We start from the raw sequence: 19,830 nt of genomic DNA, 5'->3' as shown, positions 1-19,830 counted from the left end.
TCAGTCCGTGTTCCGGTGCGCGCGGGCGAAAGGGTCCCCGAAGCGGCCGGCCTCGAGTCCCGCGATGACCTCCGTGATCCCGTCGGGGACGGTCATCGTGGTCGCGTAGCCGAGCTCGGCCGCGATGCGGTCGAACGAGACCTTGTAGTCGCGCGGGTCTTCCGCACGTGCCACGTACCCGACGGTCCCGTGCCCGGTCTGCTTCGTGATCTCCTCGACGAGGTCGAGCTTCCGGTAGTTCTCACCCGAGCGACCCACGTTGAACACACGCCGGCTGACCTTGTCGAGAGGCTGGTCGAGGACGTGGCGGACAGCGCGAGCGGCGTCGCGGACGTGGACGTAGGGGCGCCAGAACTGCTCGCCGAACACCTCGAGGTGCCGTCCGGCCCACAGATCGCGGGCGAACTCGTTGACGGTGAGGTCGAAGCGCATCCGCGGCGCCACCCCGTACACGGTCGCGAAGCGCAGACAGGTCGGCTCGAGCGGACTCCAGTCCTCGGACAGCAGCGCCTGCTCGATCCCGACCTTCTGCTCGGCGTAGAGCGAGACCGGCGCGAGCTCGCCGTCCTCGGTGATCGGCACCGATGGGTCGGCCATCCGACCGTAGTTCGAGCAGGTGGACGCGAACACCAGACGCTCCACGCCCCGGTCGCGGGCGTCACGCACGAGCTGCCTCGCGCCCTCGACGTTCACCTCGCGCGAGAGATCGGGGTCGACCGCACACGCGGGATCGCCCACGATCGCCGCGAGGTGCACCACCTCGTCGACCCCGTCGAGCGCCGTGGCACGCGCATCGACGTCACGGATGTCGCCCACCACGAGGTCGACCCCGCGCGCCCGGAGCTCCTCGGCACGCTCCTGCTGGTCGTGCAGCAGCACATCGAGTGCGCGGACCCGGCGCCCCGACGCGGCGAGCTCCGCGCATGCCTCCATCCCGATGTAGCCCGCGCCCCCGGTCACCAGCGCCGTCCGACTCATCCCCCGTGCACCTCTTCCGTGTTGTTCGATCCGGTCGCCCGGGTGGTGACAAGCGGCCCGCGGTCCTGGCCCAGCAGGGCCGCGGCGCGACGCGCGACCGCGCGTCGCTCGTAGGTCTCGTGCGCGATCGCGGCCACCCTCGCCCCGTGGCGCTCGCGCAGGTCCAGGTCGTCGCGGTATTCGGCGAGGACCCCCCGGAGGGCCTCTACGTCGTTCTCGGGCGAGCAGATCCGCCCACCGTCCTGCGGGATGAGGTCGTGCACGCCCTCGCGCCCGGTGGAGACGCAAGCCCGACCGGCCAGCATCGCCAGGATCACGGCGCGGGGTGCGCCCTCGGTCGGTGACGGGCAGAAGACCGAGACGTCCGTCGCCGACAGCACGTCCGCCACGTCGTCCCCCGGAGTCGGCACGATGTGGAGGCGCTCGCCCAACACCCGGCCACGGGCACGCAGATCGAATTCCGTCTCGCCGTCCCCGGCCAGGAGGAGGTGCACGCGCGGGTCGTCGAGCGCCGCGACGGCGTCGACGACGACGTCGTTGCGCTTCTTCGGGTGGAACCTCGAAACGCACCCGACGACGAAGGCGTCGTCAGGTATGCCCAACCCCAGTCGGACCCGCGCGCGCCCCGCGGCCGTGAACCCCAGCTCGTCGGTCCGCATGACGTTCGGGACGACGGTCACCTTCTCGGCCGGGACCCCGACGTCGGTGACCGACTGGCGCGTGCCCTCGGAGATGGCCAGCACGGCTGCGGCTCGCCGCGCGGCGGCGAGATAGAGGAGCCGGGGGAGTCCGCGACGCAGGGGGTAGGGCACCGGACCCCACTCGGCCCACACGATCCGCGGTGCCACACGGCGCGGCAGCAGCGCCGCGAGGAGTTGCTCCTTCTTGTAGTGCACGAGGAGGACGTCGAACGGAGCCTCGCGGCGGAGGGCCTCGCGCAACTCCAGCACGATCTTCGGCGCCTTGAGCACCAGGGCACGCCATGATCGGACCGACAGCTTCGGTCCGAGGTCGACGGAGCGGACGGTGACCCGCGTGCCCCGGCCCAAATCAGGACGATTGGTCAGCACGACGGTCTCGTGGCCGTCCTCGGCGAGGGCGTCGAGCATCTCGATCGACGCGAACTCGGCCCCGCCGGCGGCGTGGGTCGTCATGACGGATACGACCTTCATCGGCTCATCTCCACGGCGTCGAGGAACTCGCTCCAGCGAGTCGCGTACGGGGCAACGGCATCGACGAGGCGGATGAGGTCCTTCCATCCGCGCTCGGCCTCCCATCCCCAGTGCAGGACCACGGGTGTCCACAAGCCCGTCTCGTCCTCGATCCGTCGCTCGACCTCGGGCAGCACGTCGGCCGCGGTGCCGTACAGCGGCGGATAGGCGGGTAGGTACACGGCGTCGCCCCGCCACGTCGGCCCGGCGTGGAAGCCCAGCCGGAGGACCGACTCCGGACCACCGGTCACGACCCGGAACCTGGTGGCGAACTCCGGGAACTGGCGGGCGCCGAAGGTGTTGAAGGGTGGGACGAGGACGCGAGGCTGCAGGCCGGTTCGCTCACGCAGCGTCTCCAGGGCTCGATCGAGGAGATCACCCACCTCTCGCCGCGGGCGATGTCCCAACTCGGTGTGGAGCCTGGGATTCCGGAATCGTGTGCGGTGCTCGTAGCCGTGCAGGCCGAACTCGACCCCGTCGTCGGCGAGCGCCGCGAGGCGTCGGACCTCGACGTCGGAGAGGTCTCGGGCTGCCCCGTCGCGGGTCTCCGGGTCGTCTGCGACGCGGGGAACGACCGCGATCAGGTGGGGGCACCCGGCACCGGCGAGGATTTCGTGCCAGGGGGCGAAGGCTGCATCGTCGAAGCGAGGCCCCTCCCGCTCGGCGAGCCAGTGCGGGTACTCGTCCATGCGCACCAGCACCCGCGGGGGTCGTGCTCCGCTGCTCCCGAGCACCGCACGACGGGCTCCCGCTGCCGCGGCGGTGGCGTCGCGCTCGAAGTCCCGTCGGCCGCTGCGGCGCAGGGCGGCATGGGCGAGTCGTGACGGGAGGAACGGGACGCCTCTGTCGCGGACGGCGGCGCGTACGGGTTCCGACTCGAGCAGGGTCCGCTCGTCGACGTCGCCCGCAGCCAGCTCCGCGCCGAACATGAGACGTGCGGTCCGTCGCTCGTCGAGCGACAAGGTGCCCGTCATGCGAGCACCCGGCTCAGCGCTTGCACGGAGTATTCACGGTCGACGATCTCCCGGCCGGCCCGGGCGAGCCTCAGCGCGATCGCCGGCTCCAGTGCCTCGCGTACCGCCTCGGCGAAGGCATCGCCTTTCGGCTCGGCCTCGAGAAAGTGCTCGCCGGGCACGAGGCCATCCAGTCCGACAGCCGCTCGTGAGGTGGCGACCACCGGCACGCCATGAGCGAGCGCCTCGAGGAACTTCAGCGGCGAGCCACCACCCTCGGTCAGCGGGACCACCGCGCACGACGCGTTCGCGTACAGCTGGTCGAGATCCTCGACGAACCCGCGCAGCTCGACGTTCGGCGGAGGTGCGAGGTCGACGTCGCAGGTGCCGCGTCCGACCACGATCACGGTGGCCGCGGGCACCAGGCGCTCCAACGCGGGGGCGATCTCCCCGAGCAGGAGGTGAACCGCACGGCGGTTGGGCTCGTAGGTGGCGTCACCGACGAACACGACGGTGGGGGACACCGACGTCGGGTGGCTCGTGGTATGTCCGGCCTCCACGACGTTCGGCACTCGGAGGAGCCGCGCCCCCGGGGCGAGCGACCATGCGCTCTTCATGTCCGCCTCGGAGACGAGCCAGCTCTGGGCGCTCCGGACCAGGGCCGCGCGTTCGAATGCCTCGAGAGCACGCCGTGACCCCACGTCGGGGTCGCCGATCAGGTGGCGGAACGACGACTCGACGTTGTGGGCGTTGTAGACCGTGTCCCGACGGCGCGCGGTACGCGCCAGCGCGGCCATCGCCACCGGGCCGTCGGCGACGACCCGGCAGCGCCCGTCGTCCAACGCGTCGACTCGAGCCGCAAGACCCGGCCAGACGCCGCGTGCGAAGCCCTTCGGCACGCCCTGTCCGCGGGCCGCGAGATAGGCGGCCACACGTCGAGGACCTCGGCTCGGCCGGACCGGGTGGAGCCGGACCGTGGGAAGGTCTCGGAAAAGAACGGGCTCGCCACCTCGGGTGTCCTGGTAGACGACGTCGACGATCCCCTGGGCGGCGAGCGCGCGGATGATGCCGGTCGTCCGACGTCCGGCGCCGGACGAGACGTTCGGAGTCGTCGGCGTGGCCAGCACCGTCCGCCGTGCCCCGGCGCCCTCGATCTCCTCGAGGATTTCCTCGAGCTCGGTCATCCGCCGGGTCCACGAGTGATCGGCCGCTCGCACAGAGCGGGCGGACCGAGCACTCTCGTCGTCCTGGCGCAGTTCCCGCTCGACGGCCGCGACGAACCCTTCGTCACCGTGAGCCACGGTCACGTCCTCGAGGCCGGCCAGGCTCGGCAGAGGCGTGGCCACCACCGGGAGTCCGGCGGCGAGGTACTCGTAGACCTTCATCGGCGAGATGGACGCCGTCAGAGGGTTGAGTGCGTACGGGATGACACCGATGTCGGCTCCGCGCAGCACCTCGGGCAACACCTGATGGGGTCGCGCGCCGACGAGTCGAACGTTCGGTTCCGCGCGTAACGCACCCACATCGGTCGACGGGTCGCCGAGGCCGACCGGCCCGACCAGCACGATCGTCCACTCACGACGGGCCCGAGCCATCGCGACGATCAGCTCCACGTCGAGCTTCGTCGCCACGACCGCGCCGACGAACACGACCCGGGGATGCGGGAGCTCGGCGAGCGCCTCGTCTGTGGGGCCTGCCGAGCGAGCGGTCGCGAACAGTGCCGTGTCAGCGACGTTGGGGACGTGGACGACCCGGTCGTGGTGCTCCCGCAGTCTCTCGGCGAGGTTCGGGGCGCTCGCCAGCACGACGTCGGCGATCGGCACGAAGCGGTCCTCGGCCCGCCGGAACGCGTCGCCGTCCACCCCCTTCTGTTCGGCGATGTCGTCCACACAGTGATAGATGACGGCACGCGGGCGCAGGACCGTGGTGAGGACCTCGGCCTGGGGCACGTAGGTCCACAGGATCGGTCGGGTCATACCCCGTCGACGTGCCGCTCGCCGGACCGCGGTCCGGAGGAGCACGGTATTGAGTGCGCGAACGGCGGGGTGGCCGTGGAACGGCAGGACCAACGGAGACAGGACCCAGACACCGTCTCTGCACTGTGGCCCTCGGAGCCCACGGACGAGACGACGGACGAGACGACCGAGATCTCGCGTGGCCATCTGGGGTCGCCGCAGCCCCAGCGACTCGACGAAGAGGACCTGCCGGTCTCGCGCCAGCCGGCTCATGAGGTGCTGCTGGTTGGTCCAGAGCTCCGCGTCCCATTCCGCGAATCCGACGCAGACGACGGGTGCGGGAGACGGGCTCATCGCCGGAGCGCCTCCGTGTCGTCAGGGAGGAGGCGCGGCCGCATCCGTTCGAACTCCTCCATCGCCTGCTCGTAGTCGTCGTGACGACCGATGTCGAGCCAGTAGGCGTCGGGGCGCCATGCGTTGACGACCTCACCCGCGCGCAACAACCGGAGCACGAGGTCGGGGAAGTCGAGGCGTTCTCCCGGCCTGATGTAGCGGATGGCCCGAGGGCTGAAGCAGTAGACGCCCATCGATGCCTCGTAGTCGAGCGTCGGCTTCTCGACGTAGTCGGTGACGCGATCAGCATCCCTCTCGTCACCGAAGTGCATGACGCCGAGCGAGACCTGGATCGTCTTCGTCGTCACCGCGATCGTGGCCGCCGCACCACCGTCGAGGTGTTTCGTCAGGATCTCGTCGTAGTCGAGATCGGTGAGGATGTCGCCGTTCATCACGAGGAACGGGACGTCGAGCTCGTCGATCAACGCCAAGGCGCCCACCGTGCCCAGCGCTTCGTCCTCGCGGTAGTAATCGATCTTCATTCCGTAGTTCGAGCCGTCGCCGAAGAAGGTCTCGATCAACTGCGCGAGGTGTCCCGTCGCCACGGTCACCTGTTCGAACCCGTGCCGACGGAGCTGGCGCATGACGATGTCGAGGATGGGGCGGTCACCCACCGGCATCAGCGGTTTGGGAATGACCGCGGTGTACGGCCGGAGCCGTGCGCCCACACCGCCGGCGAGCACGACAGCGCGCTTCGGTGTGGCATCTCGCGAACGATCACGACTCGATCGCGTGGCTCGAGATGTCGAGTCGTCGTCGGTGTCCGTCGCCGTGACGACGGAGGACGCAAAGTCCTCACGGCAGTCCTTGGCAAGCGTCACGAATTCATCCCTCCCGCATCGGCTCCCGACCCACAGCGAATACACGCGTGGCGCGGCCCCCCTTGCCGCCCGCGTGACGTCATCCGAACAGACACGATTGATCACGTCACACAGCCTTACCCGCAACGAGGGGTAACACTTTCCTTGGAATGCCCCCGTTAGGGTGATGCCGATGTGGAAGGTAGCAGTCGCGGACTACGCAAGGTAGCCCCTAAAGCGAGGTCGTCGGGAGGTCACGTATCGCTGTCCTATCGCTACGTTTCGTTGCGGCGATTCGACGAAAGGGTTGTTCGAACGACGCTCCGTACGCTCCAGGTGACCGGTTGTCGACGATCCCGTCTTGTCGTGACTCGAGGTCTTGATCGAAACGAGGATGGTCACTGCTTACGCAGAGCTTTCAAGCGCAGTGAATGACTACTCATTCGCCTGGATAGTCCAGTAGCGTACGAACGAACACGGAGAGATCGAATCGCGGGCCTCATCGAAGATCGGCGAGCCCGGTGAGCGGCGGACTACGACTTCTCGACCCGTCGGATCGCGTCCCGTCCGAACGCCGCCCACAGCATCCGCGGCGTCACGAGCGCGGCGGGGATCTCGACGCCCGTGTGCGCCAGTCCCGGGTGGTCCGCCGGCGGGTCGGCGAGCGGCAGCGGCGTCACCACCGAGCCCCGCACCCCGCCGAGCAGGTAGAAGCTCGACCGCGTCGACGCGCCGACGGCCCGCGACACGAAGTCCCAGTCCTCACTGAAGACGAGCGAGAACAGAGCAGCCCAGGTCTCGGCCCGCGTCGGATCGCCGCCGTCGTCGACCCGCTCGCCCCACGCGCGGACGAGCCGTCCGATCCACGACCACTCCTGCAGCCCGTTCCCGAGACCTGTCGCGGCAGGGACCATCTCGGCGCGGGTGAAGGGCCGGCCGTAGGCGTGCGCGGCGAGCTCGGCGCAGTAGTAGCTCGGGTCGTCCTTCGTCGCCTCCCAGGCCTGCGCCACGTCCCGGGCGGCGCCGAAGAGACGCTCGGCCAGGTCGGGCCACCGCGGCTCCAGCTCCACCGACCGCAGCCCGGCGGCCACGGTGACGAGCTTGAGGAACGAGAAGCTGCCTTCCTTGTCGGGCTCCGGCTCGAACTGCGTCAGGTACGCCAGCGCCCGCGCGCGCAGCTCGTCGGTCATCGGGATGCAGTAGAGGTCGCGGTGCTTGCCCCAGAACGTCGCGAACTCGTCCCATCGCACGCCGCCGATGTCGAAGCCCGTGTCGGGGAGCTCGGTCGCCAGGGCGCTCGCGAGGTGGGTGGCCGGACCGGTTCCGTCGTCGATACGCGTCGCGATCCCCGAGTGCGAGAAGCGCGTGCCGTCGAGAGCCTCCATCATCTGACCCAACGGCTCGCCCGGAATCTGAGTGACCAGGAGTAGGTCCCCCGGCCGTACCTCGCCTGGATCGATACCCCGGAAGGCCGTACGCTCTGCAGTTCCGGTCACGGTGTGTGTCCCTGGAGGCTCGTTGTCATCGTCGGACGGCATCCGCATCCGCGTGCTGGGCGAGGTCGCCATCGAGGGCGCGTCCGGTGAGGTAGCGCGGCCGGGACGCCGGCTGCGCACCCTCCTTGCGCTGATCGCCTCCGCGTGCCGGGGCACCGTCGCGGTGCCCGCCCTGATCGACGAGATCTGGGGCGAGGATCTTCCCGAACGCCCGGACGGCGCGCTGCAGGTGCTCGTCAGCCGGCTGCGCCGCGAGGCTCCCGACGAGGGCACGCGGCTCCCGATCCCGCCGATCGGCGAGACCTACCGCCTCGACCTCCCGCGCGAGGCCGTCGACCTCCACCGCTTCCACGACGACGCCGCGGCCGCCCTGGCCGCCGACGCCACCCGCGACACCGTGCTCGAGAAGGGCACCGCCGCCCTCGCCACCTGGCGCGGCGAGCCGTTCGCCGGCACGCCCGTCGGCCCGCGCCTCGACGCCGAGCGCACCCGCGCCCTCGACCGCCGCCTGCGCCTGCTCGAGCGCATGGGCGCCACGCTGCTCGACCTCGACCGGCCCGCCGAGGCCGTCGACCTGGTCCTGGGCGACCTCGCCGCCGACCGCTCCCGCGAGCGCCTCGCCGTCGTCGCCGCCTCTGGGCTGCACCGCCAGGGCCTCACCGGCGAGGCCCTCGACGTCCTCGCCGCGACGCGGCGCTTCCTCCACGACGAGTACGCCGTCGCGCCCGGCGTGGAGATCGAGGACCTCGCCCTGCGCCTGCAGGCGCCCGCGCCGAGCCGCCAACCGAGAGCCACACTCCTCGGTCGCGAGGACGAGCTCGGCGCTGTCCGCGCCCTCGTCGACACCCCCGGCCACGGCGCCGTCCTGCTCGTCACCGGCGAGGCCGGCATCGGCAAGACCGCTCTCCTGCGCGCCGCCCGTGACGAGGCGCAGGCCGACGGGGCGGTCGTCGGCGGCGGCACGTGCGACGCCGGCTCGCCGCCGTGGACGGCGTGGGCGGAGGCGCTCGCCGACCTCGGCGTCGACCCCGTCGACTCCGCCGAGCCCGCGCCCGGCCGTGCCCTGCGTGAGCGGCTCGCCGGCCTGTCGAGCCCCGTCCTCGTCACGATCGACGACGCCCACCACGCCGACTCCGTGACGCTCGCGGCCCTGCGCGGCCTCGCCCGCCTCGGGCTGCCCGCCGGCGTCGTCGTGCTCGTCGCCGCCCGCGAGCCCGACAGTCAGGCCCACCCGGCCTGGAGCGCGACCCACGCCGAGCTCTCGCTGCTCGACGCCGTCACCGACCTGCGTCTGCCCGAGCTCGCCCGCGCCGCCGTGCGCGGCCTCGTCGTCCGGGACCTCTCCGGCCTCGCCCCCGACGGCGCCGAGCGGGTCGCGACCGCCCTGTGGGAACGCACCCACGGGCACGCCCTGCACGTCGCCGCCCTCATCGAGTCGCTCTCCGGCCTCGACGAGCCCGACGGGGAGAAGGCCTGCGACGAGCTCGCCACCGCCATCCCCGGGCGCCTGCGTCCCCTGCTCGACCACCAGCTCGCCGGGCTCGGCCCCGCCGCCCGGGAGGCCCTCGAGGCGCTGGCGGTGCTCGCGCCGCTCTCGCTGCCCGCGCTCGGGGTCGTCCTCGAGGCGACGCCGCGGACCTTGTCGACGCAGCTGCGCGTCGCCGCCGACCGCGGCCTGCTCGCCGCCACCGCCGACGGGTTCGCCTTCCGCCACGCCCTGACCCGTGACGCCGTGCTCGACGCCGTCCCGCCGGCGAGCGCGCAGACGCTGCACGACGCCCGGTACCGCGTCCTCGTCGAGGCCGGCCGCGCCGAGCCGTTCACGTTGCTGCGCCACGCCGCCGGGGCCGGGCCGCTGGTCCCGACCCGCGAGCTCGGCGACGCCCGGCTCGCGGCGGGCACGGCCGCGTACCGCCAGGGCGCGCTCGAGGAAGCCCTCGCTCAGCTGGACGCGGTGCTCGAGACGTCGTGGCCGAGCACCCTCGCGCTGTACCGGGGGCTGGTGCTGGAGGCGCTGGGACGCCACGACGACGCCGACGACGTGCTCGACGAGGTCGTCGATCAGGCGCTCGCCACGGAGCAGAGCGAGGCCACGCCGAACGTCCGCGAGATCGACGACGCCGTCGTCGCCGCCGTCGGGCACGACGCCATGGGGATCAGCGTCGCCGGGCGCCCCCGACGCGCCCGGCGACTCCGGCGCGCTCGGGCACTGCCGCTCTCCGACCGGCAGCGCGCCGAGGTGCTGCGCAGTCTCATCCTGGAGGAGGAGCAGCTCCACGGCGACGTGGGCGACCCGACCGCCCTGCCCGAGCTGCTCGCCCTCGCCGCCCAGGGCCTCGGCGACCGGCGCCTGCTCGCCGGCGTCCGCGTCCTCGAGGCCAACCACCTCGTCGACGCGCCCGTCCCCGCCACCCAGCGGCTCGCGGTCTGCGACCAGGCCTGTCGGCTCGCCGCCGAGGCCGGCGACGACGCCGTGTGGTTCGAGGCCGAGGAGCTGCGCATCGCCGCCCTGCTCGCCACCGGGCGCCAGGACGAGGCCCTCGCCGCGCGCCGCGACCTCGAGCCGCTCGCCGTCGACCGCCACCGTCCCCGGACGATGTGGATGGTCTCCCTGCTCGACGCCGGGCTCACCCTCGCCCGCGGCGACACCGCCGAGGCCGACGAGGCCGCCCTCGCCGCGCTGCACCGGGGTCAGGAGCTCGGCCTGCCCGACGCCGTCGGCGCCTACGGCGTGCACCTGCTCGTCCGGCACCTGCTGAGCGGCACCCTGCCCTCGCTGCAGGGCCTGCCCGCCGGCGCGGCCGCCATGTACCCGCTGGTCGCCGCTTGGTCGGCTGCCGCGGCCGTCGACGCGGCCGTCGCCGAGGACCTCGACACGGCCGGCGACCACCTCGCCGACTGGCACCGCAAGCGCGAGGGACGCGAGGGCGCGCTCTTCGACCGCCCCGGTCTCTGCCTCGCCGCCTGTGCGGCCTTCGCGCTCGGCGACGTCCCGACCGCCGAGGTCGTCCGCCGCGACCTGCCGCCCGATGCGGACGCCGTGGTGGTGGTCGGGATCGGCTCGGCGACCTTCGGGCCCATCACGCTCTACCAGGGCCTCGTGGCCGCCGTGCTCGGCGAGCGCACCGAGGCCCGCAAGCTCCTCGCCCAGGCCGCGGCCCTTGCCGACGGTCTCGGCTGGGCGCCCTGGGCCGACGCCGCGCGGGCCTTCGCCCGCGTCGTGCGCGGGCTCCCCACGGGAGGTTCGGTGGGGCGTCCGGCGGGAGTCCCCACCCTGCCGCCGGACGCCCGTCCGCTCGGGTTGCTCCCGCCGCCCTGACGTACCCCCCTCGCCAGGCCTGACCGGGATCTCACCCGTGGCCCCGGACCCTGACTGACGGCTGCCCTGACGGGCCCGCGAGGCGATGCGCATCGGCTCGCTCCCTCCGACCGTCGGGCCAGGGCCCGTGACGGAAGCAGAACCCGTCGCGCTTTCAGCCACCTTTCGCGGCGCTCCGACGACTCCGTCCTGCGCGTAGTCCGAACGGGCTAGTGACGGGACGGGACCGTGGGCCGATGGTTCGGTCGATCGACCTGCGCGCGAACCAGACGGAGCCCCTGCACGGCGGTACGCGCCCAACTCGCCGTCACGCGTGGCCTCGCAGCGCCTCGACGGTCTGCGTTCCGAGGACGTGCCCGTCCTCCGGAGCGAGAGTTCGGTCGGCCGCGCCGGTCACGCTCTGCAAGAGCTGGTTGGTGTTCACTGACTTCTTCCGATGGGCCGAGCGTGCAGATGGCAACGCCCCTTACGGCCCAAGGGACGAGCGTGTCGCGACGTTCTCGCGCCCTCGTGCACCCATCGGCGCGACACGGACTAGTACCTCGTTCGAGGGATAGTTCCAAGGTCGTCGTAGGTCGGATCGTCATCGTCCGAGCGTTACCGAGCGGCAATGCGATGTAGACCACACAGGGCTGAACGGGTGAAGGGGCGTCACATGCAACGGCGTGTCGCGAAGACACGCCACCGGGACTGGACACGGGCTGTGTAACGACACAACAGAGATCAGGCGATAGCGGGACAAGAACGCCGGGTTCGAAGTTCAACGAAGAGCCTCCCCGGCATAGACAGTCGGTCGGGTGGCTCCACGCCATCCGTCACCATTCGGGGGGACGTCGAAGTGGCTGGTGGACGCGACATGATGGAATCGGTCGAGGTAGCGCTCCCTGCTCCTCGCGGCCTAGAGACGATGTCACCGAGCGTCACCGTCCGCACGAGCTCGCGCCGTTGGCAGCAGCGCCTCGCGCGGGTCGTCGTCGCGACCGACCTCGCGGTCATCGCCCTGGTCGCCGGCATCGCCACGATGGTCGGCGACTGGGGCCTCGGGCCCTCCGCCCAGTTCAACCTCGTCGCCGCCGCGCTCGTCCTCACCGGCCTCCTGGTCTTCCGTGCCTGGGACCGCGGAGTGCTCGGCCAGGGCTCCGAGGAGTTCAACCGGGTCCTGCGCGGCACCGCGGTTGCCGCGATCGTCCTCGCGCTCGCCGGGATGGCACTGAAGGTCGACGCGGTCCGACCCTGGATTTTCGGGGTCATCCCCGCCACCGGCGCGGCACTGCTGCTCGGCCGCTACACGGTCCGCCGCCTCCTGCACCGCGCCCGCCGCGACGCCCGCTGCATGTCCTCGGTGCTCGTTGTCGGGTCCGAGGCTTCGATCGCCGACCTCGTCGCCCGCACCCGCCGCGTCCCGCACCACGGCTGGACCGTCGTCGCCGCCTGCACCTCCACCGGCACCGCCGGCTCCACCGAGATCGCCGGCGTCCCGGTGATCGGCGACCTCGACGACGTCGCCCGCCACGTCCGCGAGCTCGGCATCGAGGTCGTCGCGGTCGCGCCGGCGCCGGGCTGGGGCCCGAAGCGCCTGCACCGCCTCGCGTGGGACCTCGAGGGCGAGGGCGTCGAGCTGGTGGTCGACCCGGGCCTCATGGAGATCACCGGGCCCCGCCTGCACGTCGCGCCGGTCGACGGCCTCCCGCTGCTGCGCCTCACCGAGCCCCGCTGGGGCGGCCCGGCCCGCATCGCCAAGAACATCATTGACCGCACCGCCGCGATCGCGCTGGTGGTTCTGCTCGCGCCGGTCTTCCTCTTCCTCGCGTTCGCGATCCGCCAGGACGGCGGCCCGGTGTTCTACCGCCAGGAGCGCGTCGGCCGCGCCGGCCAGCGCTTCCAGATGATCAAGTTCCGCTCAATGGTCGTCAACGCCGACAAGCTGGTCGACCAGCTCGCCGCGACCAACGAGGGCTCGGGCCCGCTGTTCAAGATGAAGCGCGACCCGCGCATCACCCGAATCGGCGGCTTCCTGCGCCGGCTCTCGCTCGACGAGCTCCCGCAGCTGTTCAACGTCATCGGCGGCTCGATGTCGCTGGTCGGGCCGCGCCCGCCGCTCGAGCGCGAGGTCGCCACCTACGCCGACGACGCCCGCCGCAAGTTCCTCGTCCGGCCCGGGCTCACCGGCCTCTGGCAGGTCAGCGGCCGCTCGGACCTCACCTGGGAGGAGTCGGTCCGGCTGGACCTGCGCTACGTCGAGAACTGGTCGCCGGCCCTCGACGCCTCGATCCTCTTGAAGACCGTCGGCGCCGTGATGCGCGGCCGAGGGGCCTACTGACCACCGACGAGTGACGGCCAGTCGGTCGCCCGAGTGGGTGCGGTACCGTCCCTGCGGTGACGACCAGATAACGGACGTAGCACGGTCGGGGGGCCACCATGACTCTGCAGAGCTACCTGCGCGCGATCAAGGAACGCTGGGTCCTCGTGACCCTGGCGGTCGTCTTGGGCGTGGCTGCGGCCGTTGCCGTGTTCTTCGTCCGTCCCGTGCAGTACACCGCCGAGACCTCCCTCTACGTGTCTGCGCAGGCCACCGGCGGAACGCAGGAGGCGTTCCAGGCTGCTCAGCTCTCCGAGCAGCGTGTCTCCTCATACACAGAGCTCGCGACGAGTCCCCGAGTCACTATGGAGACGATCGAACGCCTGGGGCTCCCGTACCGACCGGAGCAGCTCGCACAGAAGCTCACGGCGACGTCTGCTCTCAACTCGATCATCATCAACGTCTCGGCGACGGATCCCTCGCCGGCGCAGGCAGCCCGGATCGCGGACACGGTCGGAATCGTGACCGCAGAGGCCGTGTACGACCTCGAGAGACAGGGTGGGCCTGGCAGTCCTGCTCCGGTGAGTGTCCGGCTCGTCCAACCGGCTCCGCTCCCAGACTCGCCGTCTTCGCCGGGCCTCCCGATCACGATTTTTCTCGGGCTCGCCGCAGGGCTCGTCATCGGCCTTGGCGCAGCTGTCGCGAGGCACTCGTTGGACACGTCCGTCTCGTCGCGTGAGGCGCTGAGGCTCGCGTCGGAAGCACCGAACCTGGGGGACATCCCGTACGACGCTCGCGCTGCTGCCGGACAGTTCGACCAGAGCGGCCAGCGTTTCAGCGCGAGGGCAGAGAGTTTTCGGCAGCTGAGAACCAACCTTCAGTTCGTCGACGTCGACAGACCGCGGCGAGTACTCCTGGTGACTAGTTCGGTCCAGAGTGAAGGCAAGACCACGACGGTGATCGATCTTGCTCTAGCGCTCTCGGCCGCCGGTCACTCCGTGCTGGCGATCGACGCGGACCTCCGTCGGCCTCATCTCGCCGACGCGACCGGGTTAGAGAGTGCAGTGGGTCTCACCTCCGTCCTTGCTGGGCGAATGAGGATGGAAGCAGCTGTTCAGACATGGCAGCGCTCGTTCGACATCCTCCCGAGTGGTCCGCAGCCCCCCAACCCGAGCGAGCTCCTGGCGAGTCGCCAGATGAGGCAGCTTCTCGATGAAGCGCGCGCACGGTACGACTTCGTCGTCGTCGACTCGCCCCCGCTCCTTCCTGTCACAGACGCTGCGGCTATCGCTCCGTCGACCGACGGGGCGCTCCTCGTCTGCCGCTTCAAGACGACGAAGACCTGGCAGGTCGCGCGGTCGGCAGGAGCGCTCCGTGCTGTGTCGGTCGAACCTCTGGGAACGATCTTGACTATGGCGCCCGAGTCAGGGGGTGGCGAGTACGGCGGCTACTCCGCCCCAGCGGCGGCTGGGCTCCAGGTGCCGCCCGACCAGCACCGCGAAGCGGTGATCGCTGGCCATCCCTCGCCGCGACCCCGCGGTTCTGCTGCGGTACCGGCGCACCGACGGCCTACGAACCCCACCGAGGACGACACAGAGGTCACGCGTACATGGCCGAGCTGACCCGTCAGGAGCACCCGCCATCGGCGGAGGTCAGCGTCGTGATCCCGACGGTCAACCGGCCTCAGTTGGTGGTTCGCGCTGTGCAGAGCGCCTTGCGGCAGACCAGTGCGCCATACGAGGTGCTCGTTGTTCTCGACGGTACGGACGAGGCCGACGTGGCTGAGGTCAGGAAGCTCGAGGACGCCCGTGTGCACATCCTGAGTACGGGCGGCGGGTCGAACGACGCGGGCGCGACTGCGCGGAATCTCGGCATCCGCGAAGCGGGCGGACACTGGGTCGCCCTGCTCGACGATGACGATGAATGGTTGCCGAACAAGCTCGAACGTCAGCTTGCTGAAGCCGGCGCCATTGGTGAACACCAGGCGATCGTCGTCAGTAGCATGGTTGAGCGGCGGTCGGCGCGGACATCGACGATCTGGCCGACTCGACCCATACGTCCCGATGAGCGGGTTGCCGACTACCTCTTTCTGAGGAGCTCACCCGGAGAGGGCTGGCTGCCAACGCCGACCCTCATGGTGCCCCGAGCCATCGCCATCGACACGCCCTTTGACACGAGCCTTCGCCAGCACGAGGACCTCGACTGGATGTTGAGGCTCGAGGCGCGCGGAGCGCGATTTGTCGTCGTTCCCGAAACTCTTGCGGTCGTCCATGTCGCCGAGGGTATCTCGTTGAGCAATTCCGCACGTTGGCCAGATTCCTTGGCGTGGGCATGTGATCGTCGAACGGTGCTCGGCGAGCGGGCCTTTAGTGCGTTCTGCTTGACCGAGGTGTCGCGTATCGCGCGCCGCCGACCGTCGCTGCGGGCCTTCGCGAAAATCGCCCGTAATGGACTGTCTGGCAAGCCGCGGGCGATCGACGTGACTCAGTTCCTCGCGACGTGGCTGGTCCCCGACCGAGTCAGGCGATTCTTGAACGGCGTGCGGTCGGCTGCAGTGAGAAGGGGATGACGATCGGCAGGCGAGGGTCCCGCCGAGCGACGATCGGGATCGCGGACGCAGGATTGTCGAGTCTCGGCAATCTCTCGTTGTCCTGGATCGGCGCCCGCACCCTCGACCTCCCGCAGTTCGGCGTTCTTTCTACGGCCATGTTCATCGGCCTGATCGCCGCTGGCCTCTCCAAGGCCGCCCTCATCGATGGTTATACGCTGCAGCACTCGACATCGGACATGCGCCGACACAGCCCGGCCACCCGGCAGGCTCTCGGTGCAGTCCTGGTCCTCGCCGTAGCGGGTTCGGTGCTACTTGCCTTGGCCGGCATGGCATCGTCGGTGTTCCTCGATCTCCCCAGAGGTCTCGCCGCGCTCGGACTGCTCCTGATTCCCATCTTGGTGCAGGACGCGCTTCGTTGGCTGTGTTACGCCAACGCTGACGAGAGCCTTGCGCTCATCAGCACGGCGATCTGGACCGGCGGAGTGTGGGCCGGGTGCGCATTTCTCGTCGCTTTCGACGCTGTTTCGCTGCTGTCCCTCATCGTGGTATGGGCGTTCTTCGCCGGTCTCGGCGCGCTCACAGCGATGTGGCGAAGTCACGCGTGGCCGCACGTCCGCGGGGCTACGGCGTGGTGGAAAGACGCCCGAGCCATCGGTTCGAAGAGCTCGATCGATTTCGCGCTGACGCAATCGGTGAGCATGGGTGGTGGACTCGTGGTCGCGGCCGTCGCGGGACCCGCGGCCTTCGGCTTAGTCCGTCTTGCGCAGTTGCCGCTCGCCCCGGTCCAAGTCCTGGTCATGGGGAGTATCGCGCTTGTTCAGCCCGCTATGGTGGTTCGGGTTCGAGATGGGCAGCAGCGCTCTGCGTATGCCCTCGGCATCAAGGTCTGCGCGATTCTCGCTCTCGCAACTCTCGTTCTCACCGCGCTCGTCCTGGCTGTCCCCGTCGAGTTCATGTCGGGCGTGATCGGTGATTCATGGCCCGCTGCGTGGGCTTTGGTGCCTATATCCGGCGCCGCGATGCTCGGGTCACTGATCGGAGCGTCATTCGGCCCGTACCTCCGGGCTGCAGGAATGCTAGGGTTCGAGGTACGATGGAAACTGATCGCAAGTCCTATTAGCCTCGCCGCAGTGCTGCTGGGCGCGGCCGTCTGGGGTGCTCCTGGCGGTGCTGCAGGCCTTGCGTTCGGGGCGGCGTTCTTTTCGATACCGCTCGCGGTTCGGGCCCGTCAGTCGCTCGCGCGTGAGTCGTCAAGGCTGGCTTCATGAAGCCTCTCGCCAGTGCAAAGGATACGGCAGGCTCGATACCGAGTCGCAGATTTCTTCATCTTCTCATCATCGTAATGGTGTGTCTGGCCAGTGTCGCGCCCTACGAGGGGGCGGACATCGCCATCATCTTCGCCGCAGCGACCGTTTCGTTACTCGCGCTTATGTCTGCCCCACGTTACGAGGCCGGTCTCCGGGCAGCCGTTCTGGCCACTCTCGGTGGGACCTGTATCTTGAGCACAATATGGTCGGTCGCACCTTTCTCGACATTACCAGCTGCTACAGCGATCGTGCTACTCATTACTGCGACGACTTTGGTGCGCCGGGTGATGTCTCAGCAAGAGTTTCTTGAAGTTGTTGCCGTCGCTTTCAGGGTCGTCCTCTTGGTGTCCATTCTCACTGCGATCGTAGTTCCGTCTGTCGGTCTGGTCGATGAGAACTATCAGACCGGGGCGCTCAAAGGCTTGTTTGTCCATCGAAACTTGCTGGCATTCATGGCGTTGATCGCGTTGGCGACCTTCGTAGCGTTGCGGAAGATTCGCTCTCGGCGGGTGACCGTGATGGACACGGTCCTCAGCGTGGCGTGTCTTCTCGCTGCTCAATCGCAAACGGTGTTAGTGGCGGCGTTGGGAACGGCTCTCGTCATCGTTGTTCTTCGGTGGGTCCGTCGGTTCACAGGGTTCTCACGCGTCATCATCGGAACTCTTTCGTTGGCGTCGATCTTGACACTCGTCTACATGGCAATCTTCTCGTTCGCTGAGATCGTCAGCGGCCTCGGCCGCGATTCGACGCTCACGGGTCGGACGGACGTCTGGCCGGCGGTTCTCGAACAAATCGAGCGAAGCCCACTGCTGGGGCTCGGCTGGAATGCTGCGTGGAGAGAGGGCTTGCCTGATACGCAACGCATGTGGCGTGCAGCAGGATTCAAGATGTACCACTCGCATGACGGGTATCTCGACATGATGCTGCAGCTTGGGTTGGTTGGACTCGTGTTGCTGGTGATTGCGTTGCTCGGCGCGATCGTCCTGGCCGTCCGGGCCTTCGTTCGAGATCGCATCCAGCTCTCGGCATGGAGTGTCGCAGTGGCGATGGCGTTGGTGCTCGTGAATCTCACGGAGTCGCCGTCAACCAACTTCTTTGGATTCTTTGTGCTTGGGGCGGCGCTCCTCTTCGCGACTGAGCGCCAGTTGGTGTCGGACCTGGGCAGCGTGCGGCCGTCTCGACGGCTCGTGGGGACCGCCTCATGAGCTCAGCTTCCGGTTCGGCGCCGCGTTCGGGCGTGCTGCAGATCAACGACGATCTGGTGGTCGGCGGTGTGGAACGCGTCGTCGTCAACCTTGCTGTCGACCTCCACAGCAGGGGCCATCGGGTAGGCGTCATGGCCGAACTCGGTGGAGCCCTGTGGGGGGACGTCCCGGATGGCGTGCGCCGGTTCGAGCTAGAGCCTCGCGGCGGATTGGTGGGCAACCTTCGGTGGGTCAGCGCGATCAGGCGAGCAGTTCGAGACGGCTCGTGGCAAGTGGTGCACGTGCACCAACGTGCGCTGTCGATACTCGCCCGGCTCGCTTTGGTGGGTTCGGGAGTGCCTGTCGTTGAGCACGTTCACAGTCTTTTCGAGCCGACGCCGGTCGCTCGCATGGCGTCGTTTCGTGGAGATCGGCTCATCGCTTGCGGCTCGCAAGTGCGCGCGATGCTGGAGGAAGGGTTCGGACGGCGGCCCGACCGCATCAGTGTGGTCACGAACGCTGTCGTCGATCCTGGCGAACGTGAGCGTGCACGCTCCGGAGTCGGCGAACCAGAACTTCGGATCGTGGGCATCGGCCGGCTGTCAGAGGAGAAAGATCCGTTCCGCTTCGTCGATGTCGTGGCCGCGCTTCGGCGGTTGGGCATTGCCTGCTCGGCTCGGTGGTTCGGTGACGGCCCTCTGCGGGCCGACGTCGAAGAGTTCGTGCGATCAGCAGGACCCGAGCACCACGTGTCTTTCCCTGGTGTGTCGACCAAGGTCGCGTCGGAGATCGCCGCTGCGGATGTGGTCCTGCTAACCAGTAAGCGCGAGGGGCTTCCTCTCACCATCCTCGAGGGCATGGGCGTCGGACGGGCTGTGGTCACGCCCGACGTGGGCAGCTGCCGCGACGTGATAATCGATGGCGAGACGGGAGTGTTGTACGACCCGAGTCTGTCCGCCAGCGAGATCGCTGCAAAGGTTGCGGCCGTTTATGCGACCGGCGACCTCGCAGCGCTAGGTCCAGCGGCGAGGAAGTACTTCGTCGAGAATTGCAGCTTGGAAATCATGACCCAGCGGGTCGTCGACCAGTACGAGATCGCCCTCAGGGGTAAGCGGCTGGAAGTGGGGGAGGGTAATCGATGATCGCTGATCTGGTCCGGGGCATGCGTCAGGCGCGCGATCTCGTTTCGACGTGGGGTGCCATCTTAGTGAGGACACCGCGTACTACCTGAGGAAGGGTTACCGGGTCGTTGCGTTCGAGGTCAACTGCGACTTCATGGAGGGTCTGTCCAACCGGTTCAGGTCTGCCGTTGGCTCAGGCCTCCTCACCCTTGTCTGGGGTGCTATCACCGAGAACCCGGTCCAGGGGGTTGTCGTTAACCGCA

Annotated in this window: 13 protein-coding genes; 7 read left to right on the top strand and 6 right to left on the bottom strand. The window is 69.4% G+C overall.

All coding sequences use genetic code 11. The annotated features are described in order from the left end of the window. The 6 genes from EV188_RS26515 to EV188_RS26490 form a co-directional block, all read right to left on the bottom strand. Complete coding sequence (locus EV188_RS26515; protein ID WP_133829345.1) at nucleotides 1-978, bottom strand: NAD-dependent epimerase/dehydratase family protein; 978 nt, start codon at nucleotides 976-978, stop codon at nucleotides 1-3. Next, the gene (locus EV188_RS26510; protein ID WP_279536774.1) at nucleotides 975-2,132 is read right to left on the bottom strand and encodes a glycosyltransferase family 4 protein; all 1,158 of its coding nucleotides are present in this window, start codon (nucleotides 2,130-2,132) and stop codon (nucleotides 975-977) included. Before EV188_RS26510 ends, EV188_RS26515 begins: the two co-directional genes overlap by 4 nt. A 14-nt stretch (nucleotides 2,133-2,146) precedes the next feature. Beyond that, on the bottom strand, nucleotides 2,147-2,878 hold the full coding sequence (locus EV188_RS26505; RefSeq protein ID WP_166660096.1) for a DUF2334 domain-containing protein: 732 nt from the start codon (nucleotides 2,876-2,878) through the stop codon (nucleotides 2,147-2,149). Nucleotides 2,879-3,159: 281 nt separating this feature from the next. Further along, nucleotides 3,160-5,118: a glycosyltransferase gene (locus tag EV188_RS26500; RefSeq protein ID WP_166660095.1), complete on the bottom strand. Its 1,959-nt coding sequence runs from the start codon at nucleotides 5,116-5,118 to the stop codon at nucleotides 3,160-3,162. Nucleotides 5,119-5,447: 329 nt separating this feature from the next. Continuing rightward, nucleotides 5,448-6,311, bottom strand: a complete 864-nt coding sequence (locus EV188_RS26495) for a sugar phosphate nucleotidyltransferase (RefSeq protein WP_208114382.1) — start codon at nucleotides 6,309-6,311, stop codon at nucleotides 5,448-5,450. Nucleotides 6,312-6,823: 512 nt separating this feature from the next. Further along, entirely contained in the window at nucleotides 6,824-7,675 is an 852-nt protein-coding gene (locus EV188_RS26490; RefSeq protein ID WP_133829341.1) for a hypothetical protein, read from the bottom strand. A 133-nt stretch (nucleotides 7,676-7,808) separates the two neighbouring features. Here EV188_RS26490 and EV188_RS26485 point away from each other — a divergent pair, with 133 nt between their 5' ends. The 7 genes from EV188_RS26485 (at nucleotide 7,809) to EV188_RS26455 (ending at nucleotide 19,588) form a co-directional block, all read left to right on the top strand. Beyond that, a complete protein-coding gene (locus EV188_RS26485; RefSeq protein ID WP_133829340.1) occupies nucleotides 7,809-11,105 on the top strand; it encodes an ATP-binding protein in 3,297 nt (1,098 codons plus the stop codon). Between the two features lie 907 nt (nucleotides 11,106-12,012). Continuing rightward, the gene (locus EV188_RS26480) at nucleotides 12,013-13,425 is read left to right on the top strand and encodes a sugar transferase (RefSeq protein ID WP_243742019.1); all 1,413 of its coding nucleotides are present in this window, start codon (nucleotides 12,013-12,015) and stop codon (nucleotides 13,423-13,425) included. A 98-nt stretch (nucleotides 13,426-13,523) separates the two neighbouring features. Further along, a complete protein-coding gene (locus tag EV188_RS26475; RefSeq protein ID WP_133829338.1) occupies nucleotides 13,524-15,026 on the top strand; it encodes a tyrosine-protein kinase domain-containing protein in 1,503 nt (500 codons plus the stop codon). Further along, entirely contained in the window at nucleotides 15,014-15,973 is a 960-nt protein-coding gene (locus tag EV188_RS26470; protein WP_133829337.1) for a glycosyltransferase family 2 protein, read from the top strand. Before EV188_RS26475 ends, EV188_RS26470 begins: the two co-directional genes overlap by 13 nt. Further along, nucleotides 15,970-17,223: an MATE family efflux transporter gene (locus EV188_RS26465; protein WP_133829336.1), complete on the top strand. Its 1,254-nt coding sequence runs from the start codon at nucleotides 15,970-15,972 to the stop codon at nucleotides 17,221-17,223. Before EV188_RS26470 ends, EV188_RS26465 begins: the two co-directional genes overlap by 4 nt. Continuing rightward, nucleotides 17,220-18,467: an O-antigen ligase family protein gene (locus EV188_RS26460; protein ID WP_133829335.1), complete on the top strand. Its 1,248-nt coding sequence runs from the start codon at nucleotides 17,220-17,222 to the stop codon at nucleotides 18,465-18,467. Before EV188_RS26465 ends, EV188_RS26460 begins: the two co-directional genes overlap by 4 nt. Next, nucleotides 18,464-19,588: a glycosyltransferase gene (locus EV188_RS26455; protein ID WP_133829334.1), complete on the top strand. Its 1,125-nt coding sequence runs from the start codon at nucleotides 18,464-18,466 to the stop codon at nucleotides 19,586-19,588. Before EV188_RS26460 ends, EV188_RS26455 begins: the two co-directional genes overlap by 4 nt. Nucleotides 19,589-19,830: the final 242 nt, after the last annotated feature.

It is taken from the genome of Actinomycetospora succinea (assembly GCF_004363095.1).
Classification (GTDB): Bacteria; Actinomycetota; Actinomycetes; order Mycobacteriales; family Pseudonocardiaceae; genus Actinomycetospora; species Actinomycetospora succinea.
The sequence above is the reverse complement of the archived record's forward strand: the minus strand, read 5'-3'. Positions and strand labels throughout refer to the sequence as shown.